The 20,004-nt window shown below is 48.5% G+C and carries 20 protein-coding genes and 1 riboswitch; of the genes, 5 read left to right on the forward strand and 15 right to left on the reverse strand.

Annotated features, from left to right (window positions below):
* Nucleotides 1-103 precede the first annotated feature (103 nt).
* From DFQ01_RS13145 to DFQ01_RS13165, 5 genes are all read right to left on the reverse strand, one after another.
* A complete protein-coding gene (locus tag DFQ01_RS13145) occupies nt 104-946 on the reverse strand; it encodes a DegV family protein (protein WP_110044350.1) in 843 nt (280 codons plus the stop codon).
* 67 nt (nt 947-1,013) lie between these two features.
* Complete coding sequence (locus DFQ01_RS13150; RefSeq protein ID WP_110044351.1) at nt 1,014-2,204, reverse strand: stalk domain-containing protein; 1,191 nt, start codon at nt 2,202-2,204, stop codon at nt 1,014-1,016.
* A 191-nt stretch (nt 2,205-2,395) separates the two neighbouring features.
* Nucleotides 2,396-3,319 carry a type I pantothenate kinase gene (coaA, locus tag DFQ01_RS13155; protein ID WP_110044352.1) on the reverse strand — a complete coding sequence of 308 codons (924 nt, stop codon included), beginning with the start codon at nt 3,317-3,319 and terminating at the stop codon, nt 2,396-2,398.
* A 30-nt stretch (nt 3,320-3,349) separates the two neighbouring features.
* Nucleotides 3,350-3,727, reverse strand: a complete 378-nt coding sequence (locus tag DFQ01_RS13160; protein WP_110044353.1) for a VOC family protein — start codon at nt 3,725-3,727, stop codon at nt 3,350-3,352.
* Nucleotides 3,728-3,859: 132 nt separating this feature from the next.
* Nucleotides 3,860-4,435 carry a hypothetical protein gene (locus tag DFQ01_RS13165; protein ID WP_110044354.1) on the reverse strand — a complete coding sequence of 192 codons (576 nt, stop codon included), beginning with the start codon at nt 4,433-4,435 and terminating at the stop codon, nt 3,860-3,862.
* 139 nt (nt 4,436-4,574) lie between these two features.
* Between DFQ01_RS13165 and DFQ01_RS13170 the strand changes: the two genes are divergently transcribed.
* On the forward strand, nt 4,575-4,901 hold the full coding sequence (locus tag DFQ01_RS13170) for a YnfA family protein (protein ID WP_110044355.1): 327 nt from the start codon (nt 4,575-4,577) through the stop codon (nt 4,899-4,901).
* Between the two features lie 70 nt (nt 4,902-4,971).
* Here DFQ01_RS13170 and paiA read toward each other — a convergent pair whose 3' ends face one another.
* The 4 genes from paiA to DFQ01_RS13190 all read right to left on the reverse strand — a co-directional run bounded on the left by paiA (nt 4,972) and on the right by DFQ01_RS13190 (nt 10,233).
* On the reverse strand, nt 4,972-5,490 hold the full coding sequence (paiA, locus tag DFQ01_RS13175; RefSeq protein ID WP_110044356.1) for a spermidine/spermine N(1)-acetyltransferase: 519 nt from the start codon (nt 5,488-5,490) through the stop codon (nt 4,972-4,974).
* A gap of 255 nt (nt 5,491-5,745) precedes the next feature.
* The gene (locus DFQ01_RS13180) at nt 5,746-6,975 is read right to left on the reverse strand and encodes a CynX/NimT family MFS transporter (protein WP_245946660.1); all 1,230 of its coding nucleotides are present in this window, start codon (nt 6,973-6,975) and stop codon (nt 5,746-5,748) included.
* A gap of 20 nt (nt 6,976-6,995) precedes the next feature.
* The gene (locus DFQ01_RS13185; protein WP_110044357.1) at nt 6,996-7,664 is read right to left on the reverse strand and encodes a FadR/GntR family transcriptional regulator; all 669 of its coding nucleotides are present in this window, start codon (nt 7,662-7,664) and stop codon (nt 6,996-6,998) included.
* A gap of 166 nt (nt 7,665-7,830) precedes the next feature.
* Nucleotides 7,831-10,233, reverse strand: a complete 2,403-nt coding sequence (locus DFQ01_RS13190; RefSeq protein ID WP_110044358.1) for a glycosyl hydrolase family 95 catalytic domain-containing protein — start codon at nt 10,231-10,233, stop codon at nt 7,831-7,833.
* Nucleotides 10,234-10,395: 162 nt separating this feature from the next.
* Between DFQ01_RS13190 and DFQ01_RS13195 the strand changes: the two genes are divergently transcribed.
* The gene (locus DFQ01_RS13195) at nt 10,396-11,301 is read left to right on the forward strand and encodes an AraC family transcriptional regulator (RefSeq protein WP_110044359.1); all 906 of its coding nucleotides are present in this window, start codon (nt 10,396-10,398) and stop codon (nt 11,299-11,301) included.
* Between the two features lie 127 nt (nt 11,302-11,428).
* Here DFQ01_RS13195 and DFQ01_RS13200 read toward each other — a convergent pair whose 3' ends face one another.
* From DFQ01_RS13200 to DFQ01_RS13215, 5 genes are all read right to left on the reverse strand, one after another.
* Nucleotides 11,429-12,343 (reverse strand): alpha/beta fold hydrolase, encoded by a 915-nt coding sequence (locus DFQ01_RS13200; RefSeq protein ID WP_174812680.1) that lies wholly within the window; start codon nt 12,341-12,343, stop codon nt 11,429-11,431.
* 123 nt (nt 12,344-12,466) lie between these two features.
* A complete protein-coding gene (locus DFQ01_RS13205) occupies nt 12,467-13,408 on the reverse strand; it encodes a methylenetetrahydrofolate reductase (RefSeq protein ID WP_110044361.1) in 942 nt (313 codons plus the stop codon).
* Nucleotides 13,409-13,509: 101 nt separating this feature from the next.
* Nucleotides 13,510-13,683 carry a hypothetical protein gene (locus DFQ01_RS31095; protein ID WP_174812681.1) on the reverse strand — a complete coding sequence of 58 codons (174 nt, stop codon included), beginning with the start codon at nt 13,681-13,683 and terminating at the stop codon, nt 13,510-13,512.
* A 161-nt stretch (nt 13,684-13,844) separates the two neighbouring features.
* A riboswitch (cobalamin riboswitch) is annotated at nt 13,845-14,051 on the reverse strand.
* Between the two features lie 71 nt (nt 14,052-14,122).
* The gene (locus DFQ01_RS13210; RefSeq protein ID WP_110044362.1) at nt 14,123-14,494 is read right to left on the reverse strand and encodes an iron chaperone; all 372 of its coding nucleotides are present in this window, start codon (nt 14,492-14,494) and stop codon (nt 14,123-14,125) included.
* A 171-nt stretch (nt 14,495-14,665) separates the two neighbouring features.
* Entirely contained in the window at nt 14,666-15,403 is a 738-nt protein-coding gene (locus DFQ01_RS13215; protein ID WP_110044363.1) for an SDR family oxidoreductase, read from the reverse strand.
* Between the two features lie 263 nt (nt 15,404-15,666).
* On the opposite strand from DFQ01_RS13215, the gene DFQ01_RS13220 reads away from it, so the two are divergent.
* Nucleotides 15,667-16,512, forward strand: a complete 846-nt coding sequence (locus tag DFQ01_RS13220; protein ID WP_342769990.1) for an AraC family transcriptional regulator — start codon at nt 15,667-15,669, stop codon at nt 16,510-16,512.
* A gap of 71 nt (nt 16,513-16,583) precedes the next feature.
* Here DFQ01_RS13220 and DFQ01_RS13225 read toward each other — a convergent pair whose 3' ends face one another.
* Nucleotides 16,584-17,276: a hypothetical protein gene (locus DFQ01_RS13225; protein WP_110044365.1), complete on the reverse strand. Its 693-nt coding sequence runs from the start codon at nt 17,274-17,276 to the stop codon at nt 16,584-16,586.
* A 126-nt stretch (nt 17,277-17,402) separates the two neighbouring features.
* On the opposite strand from DFQ01_RS13225, the gene DFQ01_RS13230 reads away from it, so the two are divergent.
* Together DFQ01_RS13230 and DFQ01_RS13235 are read left to right on the forward strand one after the other, a co-directional pair.
* Nucleotides 17,403-18,236, forward strand: a complete 834-nt coding sequence (locus DFQ01_RS13230) for a gluconate 2-dehydrogenase subunit 3 family protein (protein WP_110044366.1) — start codon at nt 17,403-17,405, stop codon at nt 18,234-18,236.
* Nucleotides 18,237-18,254: 18 nt separating this feature from the next.
* Nucleotides 18,255-19,970: a GMC family oxidoreductase gene (locus DFQ01_RS13235; RefSeq protein WP_110044367.1), complete on the forward strand. Its 1,716-nt coding sequence runs from the start codon at nt 18,255-18,257 to the stop codon at nt 19,968-19,970.
* Nucleotides 19,971-20,004 lie beyond the last annotated feature (34 nt).

The following is a 20,004-nucleotide window of genomic DNA, read 5'->3' on the forward strand; positions in this document are numbered from 1 at the left end:
TTTTTTCAACGTGCACGACGGCTATCCCTTTTTAATTGACAAAAAAGAGCCGCATGAAAGCGACTCGACTCGTAAGCTGATATATTCTATTTCCCTTAATGCCCTATTCAAAATAATACATGAACCCAATCGCGCCGACACCAGTGTGCGTGCTGATGATGGGTGTTGTGTCCTCGATCTTGAAACGATCGAATCCCGTTAATTCAGCGATTGCTTCTTTCAGCTTTGCTGCTAATTCATCACCTTCTGCATGAACGAGACCTACCGAACGAATCGCTTTGCCTTTCACGTCTTCCGCAAATTGCTTTGCCAGGTGGGACACGATTTGAGCGCGGCTTCTCACCTTCGCGACGGGATTGTATACGCCGCCTTCAAGCGATGCGATGATTTTGATCTTGAGCAGCGAACCGATCCAGGCAGCGCCTTTGCCGATGCGTCCGCCCTTCACTAAATTGTCCAGCGTATCGACTACGACAAACAGTCGAGTTTGCTCACGTATGACATGAAGTCTTGTCAGTATCTCATCGACCGACTTGCCTTCCTGCACCATCTTGGATGCTTCGAGGACTTGGAACGAGAGTGCTTTCGTAATATATCGTGAATCCACGACTGTTACTTTCGTATCTGTCATTTCGGAAGCCATCTTGGCGGAGTCTACGGTGCCGCTCATTCCACCCGTCATATGAATGGAGATGACTTCGCTTCCATCGGCTCCAAGGCGGTCGTACATTTCCATAAACGCGCCTGCTGATGGCTGAGACGTCTTCGGCAGCGTATCGGACGCTTTCATTTTCGCTATAAATTCCGTAGGTGTAATAGTCACTCGATCAATATAATGCTCATCACCGATGGAGATGGTTAAAGGGACGACCTCAATTCCGTATTGCTGCAGTTCCGCTTCGGATAAGTCAACCGTCGAATCGGTTACGATCTTGATGTTTGGCATGTGTGAGTTCCTGCTTTCGAATGAATTAAGCTTATCCACTATCATACGACATAGGAGCAAATACGTCTCAATTATTTGTGACTTCCGTACTAGACGAGGAGGTTGGTTGTTTCAGGTCGTATTTATATTCTGTAGAAGGACCGTCGAATCCATCAATGGCTATAAATCGGTGAATGAATTTCAGTGTATCTCCATCTCTTCCGAGGAATGTTAGGTCATCGGAGTAGCCATCCTTCTCGATCATACGCTGCTCCATCAGCGGCAGCAATTCTTTATACAGATAAACGGTTGATTGATCATTCAAGGAATAGAGCACGTGCAAATGATTGGCAACGGTCTGGAACAAAATGATATCCTGATCGGCATATACGATCGTTGCCTGCTCTCCCAGAATTCCAACGTAATCGATCGCCTTCTCAATCGTACCGTCCGGGCGAACCCATAGCACCTGGTCCCCGTCAGGCAAGAGGATATAATCACCGGCTTGCACCGTTCGATCATGCTCCATATCGGTTGCCGTTTGCCGGACGAGTTCTCCTTTATAGAACAACAAATGGTAGGTTTTGTATTGATCAGAAGACCGAGATTCATAATGATCGTTCACTGTAATTACAATATTGTCCTCCGATACCATTTCTGCATAAGCAGAGAAGCGATCGTCACCTAACTTGCCGATTGCAGCGATTTGTCTTGGATGTTCATCCCCTTCGCTCATATACAACTGCCCTTCGGTCTGGTTAATCCACACCGTAATATTCTCGTTCGGATAACCCTTGAAGTAACGCCCCTTATAATCGAAATCGATTGTTCTCGTCTTCGCATCATAGGTCACTCGTTGACCGAGCAGAGACGCAAGCTCACCTAGCGCTAGATAGGGCTTACCGTTCAGCATCGTGAGGATCGGACCGCCGCGCTTCATCTTCGCTCCATTGAGCGTGATCCACGAGGAATCTTGCGTCAATACGGCTGTGATGTCAGGATTCTGAATAAGCAGCGAGCCATCTTTCTGGCGCACGAATTTGATATCCCAGAACATTAATTCGGAATCAACGAGACTGAGATAGTAATGGCCTTTCTGCTGAAGCAGCGGAAGTCTAAGCGTGCGTTCTACTCCAATGTTGTCGCCGAAATTCAAATGAACTTCTGAAACTTGCGGCTTCGCTTGTGCGGAGGATGCCATCTCCGCGTGACCGCTCACTCCACTGGAGGCGATCATAATAGAACTAGCAATGAACAGCTTAAGTGTTTTCGTAGACATACTATTTCCCCTTATATGAGTCTCTTTTTCTAGATGTTTAGAACAATCGACATCCATTATATGTATATTGACGTTGCGTATCTATATAAGTTGCATCCTAACCGAAATGGCTGATTTGCGATTATATGAGGCAGCACAAAAAAAAAGCCGCAGTGCATGCGGCTTTCAGCGGTGGTCATGCTATGTAATAGCTAAAACTTCTTATACAGCACCTTCTCGATTTTGTGGGCTTCCCCTTTTTTGAGAATGAGATTGGCACGACGTTTCGTAGGAAGAATGTTCTCCTTTAAGTTCACGGCATTGATCGTATCCCAAAGCTCAGCAGCTTTCTGGATTGCTTCCTCCTGCGTCAATGTAATATAGCGGTGAAAGTGTGACAGTGGATTTTGAAACGCCGTCTGTTGTAGAAGCAGAAAACGGTCAATGTACCAGCGTTTCAGATCGTGCTCCTCTGCATCGAGGAATATGGAAAAATCAAAAAAGTCGCTTACAAATACATGGCGTGACTTATCGACTTGAAGCACATTAATCCCTTCGACAATCACAATATCGGGTTGATCGATGATATCGACCTGATCCGGTAGGATATCGTACGTTAAATGGGAGTATATTGGCGCTTCTGCGCTACCTTCTCCGGATTTCACTTGGCGCATAAAGTTAATCAGCTTCTTGGAGTCGTAGCTTTCAGGGAAGCCCTTCCTGCTCATTAATTGTTTCTGCTCCAGCGTTTCCTTGGCATACAAGAACCCGTCTGTCGTGACGACCTGCACCTTAGGATGATCTTCCCCGCGGGATAATAAGGTTTGAAGAACTCTTGCTATTGTGCTCTTGCCGGCCGCAACGCTGCCTGCAAGCCCTATTATGTATGGCTTCTTGCTCGATGTATGATTGAGAAAAGAGTCCGTCATTTCCTGCAGATGTGCAGATGCATGAATTCTCATTTTGATAAGGCGGATTAACGGCAAATAGATCTCTTCGACTTCTTGGAGAGATATTTTGTCATTGAACCCTTTAATGCTTTCAAGCTCCTCTTCTAGGAGCAGTAATGGGGTTTTATTGCGCAAGGCTGCCCATTGCTCTCGAGTAAAGGCCAAATAATTCGTATACTGACTCATGACATCCTCACCTAATGTAGATTTGCGCGCTTACACATATTGCGACAATTCGATCAGATTGTGATCAGGATCGCGAACATACACAGAAAGAATCGGCCCAAGCGCTCCCGTCCTTGTCACGGGACCTTCTACGATGGTGACGTTGTGCTTATGTAAATGGCTGATCACATTCTCCATGTCCATATCCGTGATGAAGCATAAATCAGCCGATCCAGGCAGCGGATTATTCGCTTTCGGCTCAAATTCATGACCGGCCTGATGCAGGTTGATTTTCTGATTGCCGAATCGTAATGCCTTCCGCCCAGCCCCAAACGTTTCTTCTGTCATTTGCAGCACAGAGGTGTAGAACTGAATGGTTGCATCTAGGTTTCGGACGGTAAGCACAAAATGATCGAGTCTGTTTATCATACTTCGTTCTCCTTCCGATTGTCGAGGTATTCCCTATGTTAGTCCACATCGCGGTTTGTTTCAAACTTGGCAACGATCTTAGTATGAAATTCATAGCAAAGAAGCCGCAACAGGTGCGGCTTCTACTCTACTTCAGTCATTCTTCGTCGCAGACCCCATTATCGTACCTTTGTTATTCATATACCATGTTTTGAGGTTACCGTCTTTGTTATGCCCATATATCCCGAAAAACAAGGTTTGCTTTTCTTTTATTACTTTGAAGTGATAACCCTCAACAAATCCCTTGCCTGGTCTCAATCCGTGTTTCTTTGCAATCCTCACCATTTCCGTTGAATCAAGAGTAAGTTGTTCAGGGGATATCACTTCGAACCCTGGAGCAGAATCGTTAATTGCATGCTTGATCGCAATCTTCCCTCTCTTGATGTTAAGGATCAGCGTTGCATTACGCTGTCCGTTCGTAAAGATCATATTCCAGACTTCTCTTCTTCCGTCCAATCCAATCGTTGATTGAGGATTCGAACTCGTACTGCCAACGCTAATGATCAAGGTAAGGTTGGCGTTCGAATCCCATGTTCTAGCTTCAGCCAGACCGATTCGATATGTCTCTAATAAGGTAGTGCCTATGCCTGTCCAGGCATCTCCTCTTTTAGGTTCGATAAAGCAGTAGCTTATCAAGAGGACAACAATGAATATCCCTTTCTTGAACATGAGAGGAAACACCTCCAAAACTGTTCATGTTATTTTCCTATGGAAGCATTATCCATATTCGTTGTACTTCCCTCACTCTGTGAAGAGAAGGCTTGTTTTGTTATAATCGCTCCATGTACATCGGTTAGGAGGATTATGGTTGCTGAAGTCGATCGTTATCTTTATTGCTGCTGGCCTTGCTGAGATCGGCGGTGGGTATTTGGTTTGGCTGTGGTTACGGGAATCCAAGCCTGTCTGGTACGGCGTGCTTGGCGGTATCATTCTTGTATTGTATGGAATCATTCCAACGCTGCAGAGCTTCCCCTCGTTCGGCCGCGTCTATGCGGCGTATGGCGGGGTATTTATTGTATTGGCCGTGTTATGGGGATGGCTGGTGGATAAAAAAGCGCCAGATCTATACGACTGGGTCGGTGCTGCCATATGTATAGTCGGTGTATCCATCATGCTATGGGCACCGCGAAGCTAATAGGTAATGGGGTCAGAATGGTTCGATATCCTCACTTTGATATCGAACTCGGTCTGACCCCGCTTTTTGACTAGAAGAGTATCTTCGTCATGATCACATCCGTCTGTTCCTCATCCCCCATATAGAAGGAATGAGCGCCCGTGCGAACAAATCCCATCTTGCTATAAAAGGCAATGGCGTTCTCGTTGTGCTCCCACACGCCCAGCCAAATCTTCTCCTTGTTCTGTTCCATCGCGAGCTCCATTGCTTTCTGGATCAGAAGCTTCCCAAGTCCCTGTTTATGATACAGACTCCTTACATAGATCCTTTCGACTTCAAGTGCATCATCCCCCATTGCCTCTGACTGTGCCTCATTCACGTTCACCTTTAAATATCCAGCAAGATCTTCGTTCGAATATACGAAATAAAAGGACGAGCAGTTGTTGTTTAGCTCCTGCGCTAATTGTTCTAGGTTAAAGGCTTTCTCCAAATATGCCTTCATATTCTCAGGCGTGTTCTGGTCCTTGAATGTTTCATCGAACGTTTCCATACTAACTTGCTGCAGCAAGCGTAGATCATTTGGGATGCATTTTCTTATTTGAATAGTCATGTAATGGTCCTCCAATGGTGAGCCATATGAATAGCAGGCCCTTGTTGTTAGCGTTTAGCAGTAACAAGATCGTATTCGATTTATGTTGCAAATGCAACAATATTAAGGTTCCACTTTCCGGCATAAGCCCTCGTTGTAACAAAAACACCTCTAATCTTACCCATCGAATACGACAGCGCGCTGCTAGTCCGATGAGCAATAGTAGAGGTGAGTGTAAGCAAGATAACCGGCTGCTAACAGATGCAGTTGATTTTGTTATGCTCGACTTTCTGTCGAGACGTATCGGTTGCGAGCAGCTCCCAGTCCCGCAAAGAACAGGAATACAATCGCTGCTACAATCGACAGGAGTGGTACTGTCCAATGATGCGTAAGATCATGCAGCCATCCGAACAGCATAGGACCAATCGCGGCTAGAATGTATCCGACGGTCTGCGCCATACCAGACAGCTCGGCTGCCTCCTGTGCGTTCCTCGTTCGAAGGCTGAAGAAGATCATAGCCAAGCCGAAGGCGAAGGCACCGCCAATACCGATGACGATCGACCATAACGGGACAAGGTTATTATTGTCCAGGAACAATCCGCCTGCACCAATGAGGAATAACACGACCGTTATAACGACGAGCCAACGTTGGTTGCTCATCCGACTTGCGATAATAGGCACAAGGAATGTAAAGGGCAGCATGGCAAATTGCATTAATGACAGCATCCAGCCGCTCGTGTCCGCAGCCATTCCACGGCTGATCAAGATTTCAGGCAGCCATGCAGCCAGCATGTAGAAAATAATTGACTGCAATCCCATGAATGCAGTAACCTGCCAAGCAAGGCGAGATTTCCAGAAGTTTATCTCCTTCTGTCCGCCCGATCGCACTGCTGAAGTCGTAACTGCATGCTTCGATGAACGAAGCCGCGGTCCCCAACTGAGTATCGCGACTAGCGTCAGCAAGCACCAGCAGATGAGCGCCCCACGCCATCCAAGACCTGTTGAAGCCAGTGGGATGCTGATTCCTGAGGCAAGCGCACCACATAGATTCATAGATACGGAATAAACGCCAGTCATTAATCCAATCTTGGAGCTGAAGTCCCGCTTGACCAAGCTTGGAACGAGTACGTTAAGGACAGAAATGCCCGATCCAATCAATATAGTCCCGACAAACAAAGTGCTCGTCCAAGACAATGAACGACAGACGGAGCCGATTAATAATACGATTAATGCCGTGAAAATAACACGTTCCATGCCATACCGTCGTGCTAGTTTGGGCGCAAATGGAGACATAAGTGCAAATGCTAATAAAGGCACAGTCGTCAGCATACCTGCGACTGCATTCGTAAGTCCGGTTGATTCGCGGATATCGCCAATGAGCGGGCCGACCGACGTGATCGGCGCCCGTTGATTCGCTGCAACGAGTATGATGCTCAAGATAAGCAGCCATCCATAGGCGATGGTATTGTTGATTCTGGAATCAACCAATGCTGATGGTTGTTTCAACGAAAAGTCCCTCCTACTTGCTAGATATGACTTTGAGATAGATGAATATAAGCATGTACGGCTTGCTCTGCCGCACGCTCCTCCTGCTGCTCGATCGCTTGCAGCAGCTGTAGATGCAACGCAGTTATCGTCTGCTGATCGCTGATCGGCGCTACCGACTTGATGATCTCTTGCATGGCATCCGCAATATGCGAATACATCTCAATCAGCAGCTCGTTATGCGAAGCTTCGACGACAGCTCGGTGAAACTGCATGTCCCACTCCGCATAAGCATCGTTGTCATTGTTGTCGAGTGCAATCGAACATTGATTGAAGCAATGACGTAAGCGTTCGGCTTCTTCGTCCGTACGGCGGCGCGCAGCTAAGATTGCCGCTTCTCGCTCTAATGCTCTGCGCACTTCAAACGTCTGCAGCGCATCTGTCTTCCGTACCCGGCGCTGGAGAGCCGGACCAAACGCGCTTGCTGCACGGACATATGTACCATCGCCTTGCTTCGTTTGCAGCATGCCCGCATGCATAAGTGCTTTTATCGCTTCTCTGAGCGTATTGCGGCTGACCTCAAGTTGGTCCATTAGCTCTGGCTCAGGTGGAATCTTCGTTCCGGGTTTCCACACGCCTTGCTCGATCAGTTGTTCCAGCTGTTTGGTGACTTGCTCAACAAGCGTGAGCCGATTCGGTTTCTGCAGCAACAGGGTCAACTCCTAAACGTAGGATGATTGGATGAACCAAAGAATAACACGACTAATTGCGTCTTGTCAAAAAAATGAACCCCAATGGACTTAGGTCCAGAACGAGTAGTTTCGATTCCAATAGGAAGAGGCAGCCGTCATGCTGACCGGCTGCCGCTTTCTCAATTTATTCTTTAGAAATGGAGATAATCAACTTACCACCCTTGGTCATCGCTACATCGTAACAGTCGTTCCCAAGCTTCGATGGCATATACGACACATTGCGGCCTAACCAGTTGCAGCGATTGAATGCAGCCGGCAGCTTGAGTGTGAACGTTGTGTCGCGCTCTGCGATAAGTTCCGCATGGAAGGTGTCATTCTCCTTATTCCAGGAGAATGACACCTTCCCAGCACAGAACCGCATACCGGATACGCTTCCACTCGTCCATCTATCAGGCAGTGCCGGCAGAAGCTTAACCATAGTCGGCGAGACGTAGAGCAGCATCTCCTGTACGGCGTTCACCCAGCCCATGTTGGCATCCAGCTGAATCGGCGCTTCCTCCATGTTCATGCAGATGCCCATGTCCCGCCAATCATTATGCAGCGTCATGAAATTGTTCAGCAAGCAGGAGCGGGACAAAATATCGAGCTGCGTGAGCGCCTTGTTCCCATCCCCTAACCGCGCATAGATCGCAGCCATATGTCCAAGCGACCAGCCGGTCTGAGCGCCGAGCAGCCGCTTATTGACAGCCGTCTCGAATGCTTCGAACCGCTGCGGATGCTCCTCTCTCGTGAATTCCTGCCCGGGGAAGATCGGATAAATATGCGATAAATGACGGTGGTTGTACCGATCGTCGAACCGTTCATCCATCCATTCGCGAATCGCGCCGTCCGCATTTATTTTGTAATCCGGAATACGCTGCAGCATGAGCTCCCATCGCATAATGTCATCATCATAAACGCCTGCCTCTCGACTGCCCTCGATTAGATGCGTAAGCAGCTCCTTCAGGAGCGCACAATCCATCGTTGCGTTGATCGTTGTTGGCATCGGGTGTGCCAGTGGTTTTCCATCGGTCGGCATGAAGTTCTCCGGCGTATTCTCCGGCGATACGGAAGGATAAAATTTGAGCTGCCCATCCTGGTCCAGAACAACGAAGTCTTCGTAGAACAGTACGGCTTCCCTCATAAACGGCAGCACCTTGTCCACGAGAAGCGTACGATCTCCGGTGTACAGATAATATTCGTAATAATGCCGCGCCAACCAGGCAGCTGTACCTGTCCAGTTCATAATGACGGGCACAACCTGATTCGGTACGCCAATCCCTGGCGTCGAACCGGCAGGAATGTAGATGCCGCGACAGCCATACAGCTTTTGTGCATTCGCCCGGAAATCGTCCATCATGCTGTCGTAATACCGGATGAGTGCGGGCATTAGCTCCATCAAGCCGCCGGCAGGAACATGCCAATAGATCATCTGCACGTTTTCATTGGCCATGTTGTGGCACCATGTTAACTGGTGGTCTCCCCCCCATAAACCATATAGCCCGAAGGGATAACCTTCCGCATGTGTACCGGAGATGAACAGATATCGGCCGTACGCCCACATTTTCTGAACGAGTTCTGTAGGAGCCTCTCCTTCATAAGCATCCAGCAGCAGTTCTTCGTTCGTCCGACTGCCATCGTCCTCCCCGAGTTCAAGGTTTACACTGTGGAACAGTTCTCCGTGAATGTCGACATGCGCTGCCAAGAGCCTCTTGTAATCCGTAGGGATAACGGACAATTCACTTCTGAGCCGTGCCCAATCTTGCTCGCGATCGCCTTTCACGAATAGTTTGACGATAGCCAGTACGCGGGATGCACCTTGGAAATGAATCGCATCCTGTTGGTCCGCGCTTCGTACGCCTGCATCCGTAACGATGTGCATGACGGCTCCGAAATCCGATCCATCATCATTGCGGGCAGCATAGTAGAGATAGTTGCCTGCGGCCTTTACTTGAACGGTTGCCTCGATTTCCTTGCATGCTTCAACCAAGTTAGGGTCATCGGTCGGATGTAATTTCAGGCGAAGCGCGCCTGTTATATCATGACCGCCCGCGGTGATTTCGTAGATAATCGCATCGTCAGCCCTAGAAACAAACAGCCTTCGAGCATAGGATTTCTCCCCATCCTGCCACTGAACTGTGACTTCACCTGTCTCCATATCGAGACTTCTGCGGTACTGCTTGAATGCTTGCTCACATACCATCGTCAGCTTGAGATCCGCAAGCGGAAATCTTGAAGCCAGTTCTGTGTTGTACCCTCTATCTTGCAAGGCTTTCGTCAAATGCCAGCTCGCCTCGAGATACTTCTCTTCGTCCATTAGCTTGCGCGTTTCAGGGAGCGTATAACTGACGTCAGGGAGTTCCGCTTTCCGCCCCCAATGCCATAGATCCTCATGGGTCAGCATGATCGTCTCTTCTTTCACCGCGCCATAGACCGAAGCTCCGATTCTTCCATTGCCGGAAGGCAGTCCTTCACGCCATTTGTTGTTCCACCAGGATGTCGGGTATCTGAGCGTGAGCTTGTACCTGTTGTTTGCCGTTCTTTCCATTCCGATCAGCTCCAATTCGAATTTGCTGTTGATCTGTTAAGAACAGTATAGGTACGGTTGCACGCGATGTCTTTGGATAAAACCATATCGATTTGTCCTTTATTCCAATATAATAGACTTTAACGTTACAACCTCTTCTCTATCCTATGGAGGTGCAATCTCATGAGAATCCCAATCTATAGCTTTCGAGTGGACTATGTGACACGCTACTCGGAATTTAACCCTTTGCTTCTATTTGCACAAAAGTACGTTTTCGCTGCTAACGAGCAGTGCTCGCTTCGCAAATGTTATGCTCACGCCATCATTCTAATTGAATCAGGTACCGGGCTGCTTGAACTGAATGGGACAAGCTATACGGTTCGAGCAGGTTCTCTTGTCTATATTCCCGCTGGCTCCGTGCATCGTTGGACGGCTGATTCGCAAGATCCGATGGTACATCGATGTGTTTATTTCGATTGGCAGTATGTAAGCCGGCCGGATTTTCAATATCAGCGCGACTATTTCTGCTCGATTGAGGAATTTCGTGAGGAGACGACCGCGATTGGGCCTGAGCTGGATCTGTATGAAGTCATTCATAGTCCGAACATTCAAATGTGGGTTTCTTATTTCAATGCGCTGACGCCACCTCCCGAGATTCTCGGTTATCGGAATCCATGGGACAAGCTGCAGTACAATGGCGCTTTCCAGACGTTCCTCCATCAATATGTGGTCGCAGCGATGAAGAACGGTGCACGAGACTCTCGCATTACACGTATTTTGTCGCGGATGGAACAAGAACCACCTGAGGTATGCGAGCAGAACCTGTATCTGTGGGCCAGCGAGATGGGTCTGAAGAAGAGCCGATTCCATGCTTTGTTCAAAGCAGATACGGGCTACTCGCCGAATGACTATGTGAAACGGCTGCAATTCCACCGGATCGCCGAGGAATTGGTTGGTACGAATCTATCGATTACGGACATTGCGGCTAAGCACGGCTTCTCCTCCATCCATTATTTCTCCAAAGCATTCCGTCTGGCGACGGGCATGTCGCCTACCGACTATCGGAAGACATATGGCGTGACGTATTAATGCAACACAAAAAGCCGCATCAGCGGCTTTTTATGTCTTTTATTCGTTATTCGCTTCTTTCTAACGCAGCCCGCTTAATCGTTCGAGGAATTCGGCCGCCGCTCCCTTTATAAACTTGATTGCCCCACTAATTGCTTAACGAACGACTTTGTCGGAGTACATCCATGATGGCTTGAATAACAGCATCTTGACGATCGACATGAAGCCAGCTGTGTCCTGCATGATGAAGGGCTCGATTCTCGCCGTGAGGTATTGACTTGGCAAATACCGTGTATAAGTTATGTTTAAATTCGATTGTTTTATTTAGAAAGGGTTTAGGCATGATAACGGCTTGCATAGGATCGATCGCCATTGCAGTTAGAACGATCAGAGGCACGTCAGGCATGTCTCCTCCATGTACGACTTCTTCGTAGAGCTCACTCGATAAGTTTCTGCTCTCGCGAAAGGAAAGCAATAAAGAGCGAAGATGATAATCGATTAACCGATCTCGCAATGGTATGGGCCATGTTGATAAAACTTGTGCAAACTGCTGACGAAAGAATGGCTTATAGTGAAGCAGCAGTCGGATCATATTGAATAACAGTCGAGGTATATGCCGCAATTTGAGCTTCGGTGCTTGCCGAAAGCCCTCGTGCACGGGGTCCAGCATGACGATACCGCTGACCTCTTCCGGATATTGTTGAGCGTAACGACGCGCATAGATGCCACCGAGTGAATGACCTACGAGTAGGTATGGCGCTTGTATGCCGGAGACATGCAGGAGCTGCCGTAATTCATCTATCACCTCACCTGCGCTTCTAGGCAACTTAACCGAATCACTCCAACCTGTTCCCGCACGATCGTAAATCACGCAGGTTGTATACCGTGCAAGCTCCTTCTGGATGTTCCAATAATCAAGGCCTACAAAACCGGCGCCGGGCAACATAACAACTGCAGGACCTCCGCTTCCCTCGCTGTGGAGAAGTAACTGACGTCCTTGCACCTCGTATGTCCGGCCGATCGGCACTGGTTTGGACGTGTTCACTGGTAAACTCGGATTCATCCTCATTCTCCTTGCTTGGAATACCTGAATCCATGTATGATTCGCCTTATGATTTCATTGTATTCACACGTAAAAAGCAAAAGACAGCCGATCGGTTGATCGACTGCCTGCATAGGTCTGCTATTATCGCACAATTTGAACAAGCTGCTTCTTATCGATCAGCGACTTGATGTCCTTCACCATCTGGATGGATGCCTCGATCTCGATCTTGCGGGTCGATACGCTTTCGACGCTGCAGCCGACCGGGATGCCTTTCTCTAGGCCGAACTCTAGCAGCTCCTCAAAGATCTTATTCGTCAATTGAATCGACTTATCGAGTACGTCTGACGAATATTTCAGCTCGTTCTCCAACCAGCGCGGAATGCTGATGCCAAGCCATTTCATGAACGCAAGCGTCTTCGTCGAGCCGCATGGCGCGAGATTGAACAAGATCGGAACCATCTCGATCTCAAGCTCGTTGCAGTAGTGGTAGTAATCGGACAAGAAGCTCTTCGATGCCTCGACATTATACGTCGCTTGGGAGACGAAGAAGCTGCAGCCGTGCTTCATTTTGTTCACGACACGCATATGCTCATCTTTCTTCTTCGTATGGCGCTCTGGAATGATTACGCCTCCGAACGTAAGGTCGCAGTTATGCTGGCCGCTTAATCGATAAGCTTCCGACAGATCGAGCGTTACCTTCTGTCCACTTGAAGAGGCGCCTACGAACACGCTGAACCGATCCTTGTCGCTGCTCTTCTTCAGCCAATTCGTCAGCTCCGCTTCGGAATATTTGCCAACGCAGCGGTAGATGATCTTCGGGACGTCGAGCGCTTGAAGATACTGCTCACTATAGGTTTCCGGATCCAGCATGGCCATGTATGGAAAAGGACGCTCCTCCTCTACACGATCGGACTCCTCCTGCACGTCGTATAGAATCAGCGCATCTATGTCAACGTTTTTAAGCCGTTCAACTTGCTTGTGGGAAATCTCCGCGATCTTCTCAACCGAACTCGATTCTTTCGGCGGAGTCATTCCGTATGTTATAATTCCTGCTTTCTTGTTCAAAATAGACTCTCTAAACATAAGATCCCATCCTCAGACGATTGTTAGCACGAACGTGAATAAATATTCAATTAACCCAATATATATTCGCACAAATTTATAAAAATTGCTATCTTAATTTTCTAACGAAGCACCTGGTTCATCAGCTTCTGCCATCGTTCCTGTGTGCTTGAAGATGTGAAAGCGAGATGATGGAGCAGGCTGGCATAAGAATCGACATTCAAGTTTGCAATGACCCCAATCATCAATTGCTCGTCTTCAACATGGGACAAAAAATGAATCAGTTCGTGTCGCATGGCAGAAGCCTCCCCTATTTATCGATTAATAGAATAGATGACTTACGCTGTTTACAACATAAAAAAGGCGTCAATCCCGTATCACGAACATAGGGAAAGACGCCTTCATAATCGCAAATTATGATCGATCATCTAACACCTCCCTATCTCCCGTAGGTACCGCAGTGTCGTTAGAACAGGCAGGTCTCCTGGCTTAGGAATCATAACATGGCAGCTGCCTTCCCGATCGCGTTCGATCAGTGGTTTGATGTTGCTGCCTGCTCCTCCGTTACAGTGGCGGGACCGCGTCGGTATTGCACCGAACTTCCCTATTAAGTCTGGACGACATCCATCCATGTCGCTCAGACACCTGTTCCCGATTATATGTAGTTGGGGTACATTCAATTCCCTTCATCATAGTCGACTTCGTTAAGGGATGACAAGAACAAACGTGTTTACTTTATTTTCGCCAGAATGTTGTGCAGTCTGCTTTATCTTCCATGTTGTAATCAATGATTCTCGCAAGCAGCTCATAATCAACTGACTGATCCCACTTCAGGCGGATCAATTGGTCGCTATGGCTGTAGCCAGCTTGTACGATTTGATCTGCGAAATGAATCATCGCAGCTCGTTCAGGCCCAACGGCGATATGATGCTTGGCTACGCTAAATCCGATAATAAAAGTGCCGTGATCGGTAAACATCGGTTGGTTCCAAGCGATTTTGGGTTCCAATTGAGGGTAGTGATCAGCTACCCAATTCAGTACCGTCTCTAATCGCTCTCGGTGCTGCGGGTGCTCGACGCGTGCTATGAATTCTGCGAACACTTCCATGATGCGCCCCCTATTCATTGTCCAATCGGCAAAGATTATCACTTGGCTTAAACTTCCTTCTACTATATCACAATATGTACACCCTTCTGTCATTGAACGATGACGAATTACAGACAATAAGGAGCAGCGCCGTGGCGACCTGCTCCTTTTGAAATCGTATAACGGGCAGTTTCAGTTGAATCCGCCATTCACTCGAATGATCTGTCCCGTAATCCAGCGAGCTTTGTCACTAACGAGCAGCTCTACCGCATTCGCGATATCTTCCGGCTCGCCTATCCGGCCGAATGCGTTCATTTTGCGGAATGAATCAACTAATTCTGGGGATTTGCCGTTCAAGAACATCTCCGTCGATACTTGCCCTGGCGCGATGCAGTTGATGGTGATATCCTTCGGCCCGAACTCTTTAGCCAATTGGCGTGTGAGCTGCTCGACTGCCCCCTTAGTCGCTGCATATACACTGTACGTCGGGAGCATTGCACCAGATACGGATGTTGAGAAGTTGATGATCGCACCTCCTGCAGCCATATGCTTCATCGCTTGTTGACACGCGAAGTAGGTGCCTTTCACATTGATGGCAAAATGCTGATCAAACATCTCCTCCGTCACTTCAGCAATTGCTGCATTTTTCATAACACCCGCATTATTGACGATTATATCTACACGATTAAATCGTTCCAATGTCTCTGTGAATAGCGCTTCGACTTCACTTACCGAGCTCACATCAGCGCGGATCGCAATCGCTTCACCCCCTAATTGCGCGATCTCCTGAACAGCCTCTTCCGCCTTCTGTGAATTTGAAGCGTAATTGACGACTACCTTCGCACCTGACTGCGCTAGTTGAATAGCGATTTGACGACCGATCCCACGGGAAGCACCTGTTACAATGGCTACTTTTTCATTCAAGCTCATTTCGATTCTCTCCTTTATTCCTAGCTCTCACAGATCGTCATTCGATTGATCTCGACCGCGACCTTGTATCCTGATTATAGGTAAATATCGTGTTTGCCCGTTAGATCATACCTATTCACTTCTTGCCTAATTCTCTTCACTCTCGCTATTATCTAGATAAGGATGAACGTAATGAAGGGAATGAAAGATACGTTATGAGCGATTCGCATCGGATTGAACAAGCCTTGCTGCAATTGACGGGATTGATCCATAGGCATGCTCCAATGACAGGTACACATCAGACTTTAGTGCCATCACTTACATTGATGCACGCAACACAATTGACCGAACCATTGGAGTCCGTGTATAAGCCATCCATTTGCGTTGTTGCCCAAGGGGCAAAGATGTCCATTCTAGCAGATGAGTCCTACCGATATGATCCGTCGACTTATTTCATCAACTCCGTTGAGCTGCCTGTAATCAGTAAAGTCATAGAAGCTTCACCTGAGATACCATATCTTAGCTTGAAGCTGAGCTTTGAGATAGATGTCATTCTAGATATCGTGCAAGCGATGGACCAACCTACGTCTCCACCATCGCATCCTACTCGAGGCATAACGTTGAATCGGATGTCGCTTGACTTGCTCGAAGCTATCGTTCGACTCGTGCACCTGCTGGATAAACCTGCTGATATTCCCATTTTATCGCCGCTCATCATTCGAGAAATTTTGTATCGTGTCCTTCAAAGCGAACAAGGAGCGTCAATCCAGCAATTCGCAGTTCTCGGCAGCCAAGCCCATAATATTGCTCAAGTAATCCGGCACATTGTCCAGCGATATGATCAGCCGCTTGAGATTGAACAACTCGCCAAGTCCATTAACATGAGTACGTCGGCATTCCATAAGCATTTTAAGCGAGTTACGGCAATGAGCCCCCTGCAATATTTGAAGACGATACGCCTGCAAAATGCCCGGAACTTGATGTTGTCAGAGTCCCTCCATGCTTCTGATGCAGCGTTCCGCGTAGGTTATGAGAGTCCATCTCAGTTTAGTCGTGAATATGCGCGTATGTATGGTCGTCCGCCTATGTTAGACATTCAGGAGCTGCGCAGTTCAGTTTCAGGTCCCTAGAATATAAGAAAAAGCATCCACCGATCGGCTAAACAGCCGTCAGTGGATGCTCTTTTGTTTGCAACAAACGATTACTTCTTGCTGCCCTTACTTTCGACAAGCTGAAGCAGCGTCTGAATCTCTCCTGCGATCTTGGCTGGAGACAGCTTGTCCGCTGTAGCGTCTGTACGGATCTGCTCGATGAGTTGGACTGCTTTTGCACTTTCGACCGTCAATACTTTCACCTTGCCGCCCATGAAGCCTTCGATTTGATTTGCCGCCAGGGACAAATTATCGTGATCTGTTGTATCGGTGCCCGTTATCCCTCCCAGTCCTTTGCCTGGTGTGGTGCCGGTTGTTGACATGCCTTCATTCGAGCTGAGCAGTTTCTGCTGCACTTCATCGTATCGGGATGCGCTAGATACTTTCTTAGCTGTCGCAAGTACAACCGTGTCATCAAACACAAACACGCGGACGTCGGAGATGCCGGCACCGCTTAGTCTGGATTCCAGATGTGCCGAAAATCCAGTGGAGTGTAGACTGGAACTGCCAATCATGCTGTAGACAGTCGTACCCATTCCATTCGTTGTGCTTCCATGGCGGTTCGTCGTCATGGTTTTCTCGCCATTTTCCGAAGGGATCACATTCGGATTTTTGACGGAAGCTGCATGGGGCGAATGCGCCGAGTGAATCCCTACATTGTCCCCTGGCGCACTTGCACAGCCGTATAGGAGCATGCAAGCTCCCAACGTTGATACCATAGTTGTCATCGATTTCATTCTCATGGTCAATCCCCCCTGCTTGAGGCTCGTTGCTGAGGTTAGCATCTCCTTGCATCTGAAATGAATATTCATGTTTTGTTGGAAAATAATAAACGTGCGTATAGGATTTACATTTCAGGAGGGAATGTGATGGTTCAATCCGATCAAGATAGCTTGTCTGAGAAGACCCCAAGCACTGAAGCTACGAAGACACCTCAGTCCGAGAACGAAGCCCACAACAGCTCCCGACGCAAATTTTTGAAGACAACGGGTTATGCGCTTGGCGGTCTCGCTGTGGGTGGTGTACTAAGCTCGCTTATTGGCTGCAGCAAGAAGGAAACGACAGACGAATCAACCACTGAAACACCGGCGACGAATACGGGCACTACGGAAGAAATACGCAACTACAACCGTGCTTTAATGTTCTTTACACAGGAGCAATACTTAATCGTCGAAAGCGCGGCTGAGCGTATTTTCCCTGAGGATGATAACGGGCCAGGAGCTAAAGCGCTTGGTGTAGCTTTCTTCATCGACCATCAGCTCGCCGGCGATTATGGCTTCAACGGACGCGACTATATGAATGCTCCGTTCTATTCCGGTGAGAAAGAGCAAGGCTATCAAGGTCGTCTGAAACGCCGAGAAATTTATGAGATCGGGATTCGCGAATTGGACAACTACAGCAATACGAAGTATCAGAAGGGCTTTACCTCCCTTGCTGCTGAAGAAATGGATGCAGTGCTGAAAGATTTCGAGTCGGATACAGCTGCACTGACGACGATATCGGCGAGCGCTTTTTTCAAAATGCTGCGAACCAACACGCTCGAAGGGGCATACAGCGATCCCTTGTACGGTGGCAATGCCAATATGAACGGCTGGCGCATGCGCGGCTATCCAGGCAACCAGATGAGCTATGCCGCAGCGATCGATCAAGGTTATACAACAATGGAGCCGAGCAGCCTGCAGGATCATATGGCGGCGCACTAGCTCACTAAGGAGACTGCTATGGCAAAAACATTACCAAAAACCGATGTCGTCATTGCCGGCGTCGGCTGGGCAGGCGGTATTATTGCGGCTGAGCTGACGAAGGCTGGACTGAATGTCGTTGGCCTCGAGCGCGGCAAGGAACGTAAAACCGAAGATTATTTCATGGTTCACGATGAGCTTCGTTACGCGCTTCGTTATGAGCTGTTCCAAGACTTGTCCAAGGAAACGATCACGTTCCGCAGCAACGAGAAAGTACGTGCTCTCCCGATGCGATCCTACGGCTCCTTCCTGTTGGGCACTGGCCTTGGTGGTTCGGGCGTTCACTGGAACGGTCACACGTATCGATTTCTGCCCTATGACTTCCAGATTCGCAGTCAAACGATTGAGCGTTATGGGAAGAATAAACTGCCTGCGGGCATGACGATTCAAGATTGGGGCATTACCTACGACCAGCTGGAGCCTTATTATGACAAGTTCGAGAAGACGGCCGGAATCTCGGGTGAAACCAATCCGCTTGGCGGCAAACGCAGCGCCGATTACCCAACGCCTCCGATGAAGAAGTCCCCTGCACTGCAGAAATTCGCAGATGCCGCAAAGAACTTGAAGCTGAATCCTTATATGATGCCTTCCGCCAACCTGTCGGAAACGTATACGAATCCAGACGGGATTTCCCGCGCTGCCTGCCAATATTGCGGCTATTGCGAACGGTTCGGCTGCGAATATGGCGCCAAGGCCGATCCAGTCGTCACTGTCATTCCTGTTGCGAACAAAACGGGCAAATTCGAAATCCGCAGCCACTCCGATGTAAGACGTATTATACATAAGGGCGGCAAGGCAACCGGTGTGATGTACATCGACGTGACGACGGGCGAAGAGATTATCCAGCCTGCCGATATTGTTGTCGCCGCCAGCTATGTGTTCAACAATACACGGCTGCTTCTGCTGTCCGGTCTTGGCACGGCGTATGACCCTTCGACCGGCAAAGGTGTAGTCGGCAAAAACTATGCGTATCAGGTGACCAAAGGCAGCGCGGCGGGATTTTTCGAGAAAGAACAATTTAATACGTATGCTGGTGCAGGTGCACTTGGCGTATCGCTTGATGACTACAATGGCGACAACTTCGATCACAGCAGCCTCAACTTCATACACGGCGGCGTCATCACACTTGCTCAAGCAGGGGCGCGGCCGATTCAGAACAATCCGGTTCCCTCGGGTACAGCAACTTGGGGGTCCGAGTTCAAAACGAATTCGCTCAAGTACGCAAATCGGACGCTCAGCATCGGTGCGCAAGGCTCATCCATGTCCTATCAGCATCATTACTTGGACCTTGACCCCACCTACAAGGATGCCTATGGCGATCCACTCATTCGGATTACATTCGATTTCGAGGACCAGGATCGCGAGCTGGCGAAGTTCCTAGCGCTCAAATGCTCCGAAATAATGAAGGAAATGGGCGCTGATCATGTCGACTATCTGAAGGATCTTGGCCCATATGAGATCACGACCTACCAATCTACCCACAATACGGGCGGTGTGATCATCGGCGCGGATAAAGGGGATTCGGCGATCAATAACTACAGCCAGATGTGGGATGCGGAGAATGTGTTCGTTGTAGGTGCCAGCTCCTTCCCGCAAAATGCAGGCTACAACCCGACCAATACCGTTGGTGCGCTTGCATACCGGGCAGCTGAAGGCATTCTAACCTATCACCAAAAAGGCGGCATGCTCGTTTGAGCAGCTGCCTTCTCAATGACGGAAGGGCCTTATC

The organism is Paenibacillus cellulosilyticus, assembly GCF_003182255.1.
In the GTDB taxonomy this organism is placed as follows: domain Bacteria; phylum Bacillota; class Bacilli; order Paenibacillales; family Paenibacillaceae; genus Paenibacillus_T; species Paenibacillus_T cellulosilyticus.

What these genes read in the sequence shown, in the direction of transcription:
- DFQ01_RS13195 (WP_110044359.1), top strand. Translation starts at nt 10,396, where the DNA reads ATGAGAATCCCAATCTATAGCTTTCGAGTGGACTATGTGACACGCTAC.
- DFQ01_RS13150 (WP_110044351.1), bottom strand. Translation starts at nt 2,204, where the DNA reads ATGTCTACGAAAACACTTAAGCTGTTCATTGCTAGTTCTATTATGATC.
- DFQ01_RS13165 (WP_110044354.1), bottom strand. Translation starts at nt 4,435, where the DNA reads ATGTTCAAGAAAGGGATATTCATTGTTGTCCTCTTGATAAGCTACTGC.
- DFQ01_RS13235 (WP_110044367.1), top strand. Translation starts at nt 18,255, where the DNA reads ATGGCAAAAACATTACCAAAAACCGATGTCGTCATTGCCGGCGTCGGC.
- DFQ01_RS13200 (WP_174812680.1), bottom strand. Translation starts at nt 12,343, where the DNA reads ATGAATCCGAGTTTACCAGTGAACACGTCCAAACCAGTGCCGATCGGC.
- DFQ01_RS13205 (WP_110044361.1), bottom strand. Translation starts at nt 13,408, where the DNA reads ATGTTTAGAGAGTCTATTTTGAACAAGAAAGCAGGAATTATAACATAC.
- DFQ01_RS13160 (WP_110044353.1), bottom strand. Translation starts at nt 3,727, where the DNA reads ATGATAAACAGACTCGATCATTTTGTGCTTACCGTCCGAAACCTAGAT.
- DFQ01_RS13190 (WP_110044358.1), bottom strand. Translation starts at nt 10,233, where the DNA reads ATGGAAAGAACGGCAAACAACAGGTACAAGCTCACGCTCAGATACCCG.
- coaA (WP_110044352.1), bottom strand. Translation starts at nt 3,319, where the DNA reads ATGAGTCAGTATACGAATTATTTGGCCTTTACTCGAGAGCAATGGGCA.
- paiA (WP_110044356.1), bottom strand. Translation starts at nt 5,490, where the DNA reads ATGACTATTCAAATAAGAAAATGCATCCCAAATGATCTACGCTTGCTG.
- DFQ01_RS13215 (WP_110044363.1), bottom strand. Translation starts at nt 15,403, where the DNA reads ATGAGCTTGAATGAAAAAGTAGCCATTGTAACAGGTGCTTCCCGTGGG.
- DFQ01_RS13225 (WP_110044365.1), bottom strand. Translation starts at nt 17,276, where the DNA reads ATGAGAATGAAATCGATGACAACTATGGTATCAACGTTGGGAGCTTGC.
- DFQ01_RS13210 (WP_110044362.1), bottom strand. Translation starts at nt 14,494, where the DNA reads ATGGAAGTGTTCGCAGAATTCATAGCACGCGTCGAGCACCCGCAGCAC.
- DFQ01_RS31095 (WP_174812681.1), bottom strand. Translation starts at nt 13,683, where the DNA reads ATGCGACACGAACTGATTCATTTTTTGTCCCATGTTGAAGACGAGCAA.
- DFQ01_RS13230 (WP_110044366.1), top strand. Translation starts at nt 17,403, where the DNA reads ATGGTTCAATCCGATCAAGATAGCTTGTCTGAGAAGACCCCAAGCACT.
- DFQ01_RS13220 (WP_342769990.1), top strand. Translation starts at nt 15,667, where the DNA reads ATGACAGGTACACATCAGACTTTAGTGCCATCACTTACATTGATGCAC.
- DFQ01_RS13145 (WP_110044350.1), bottom strand. Translation starts at nt 946, where the DNA reads ATGCCAAACATCAAGATCGTAACCGATTCGACGGTTGACTTATCCGAA.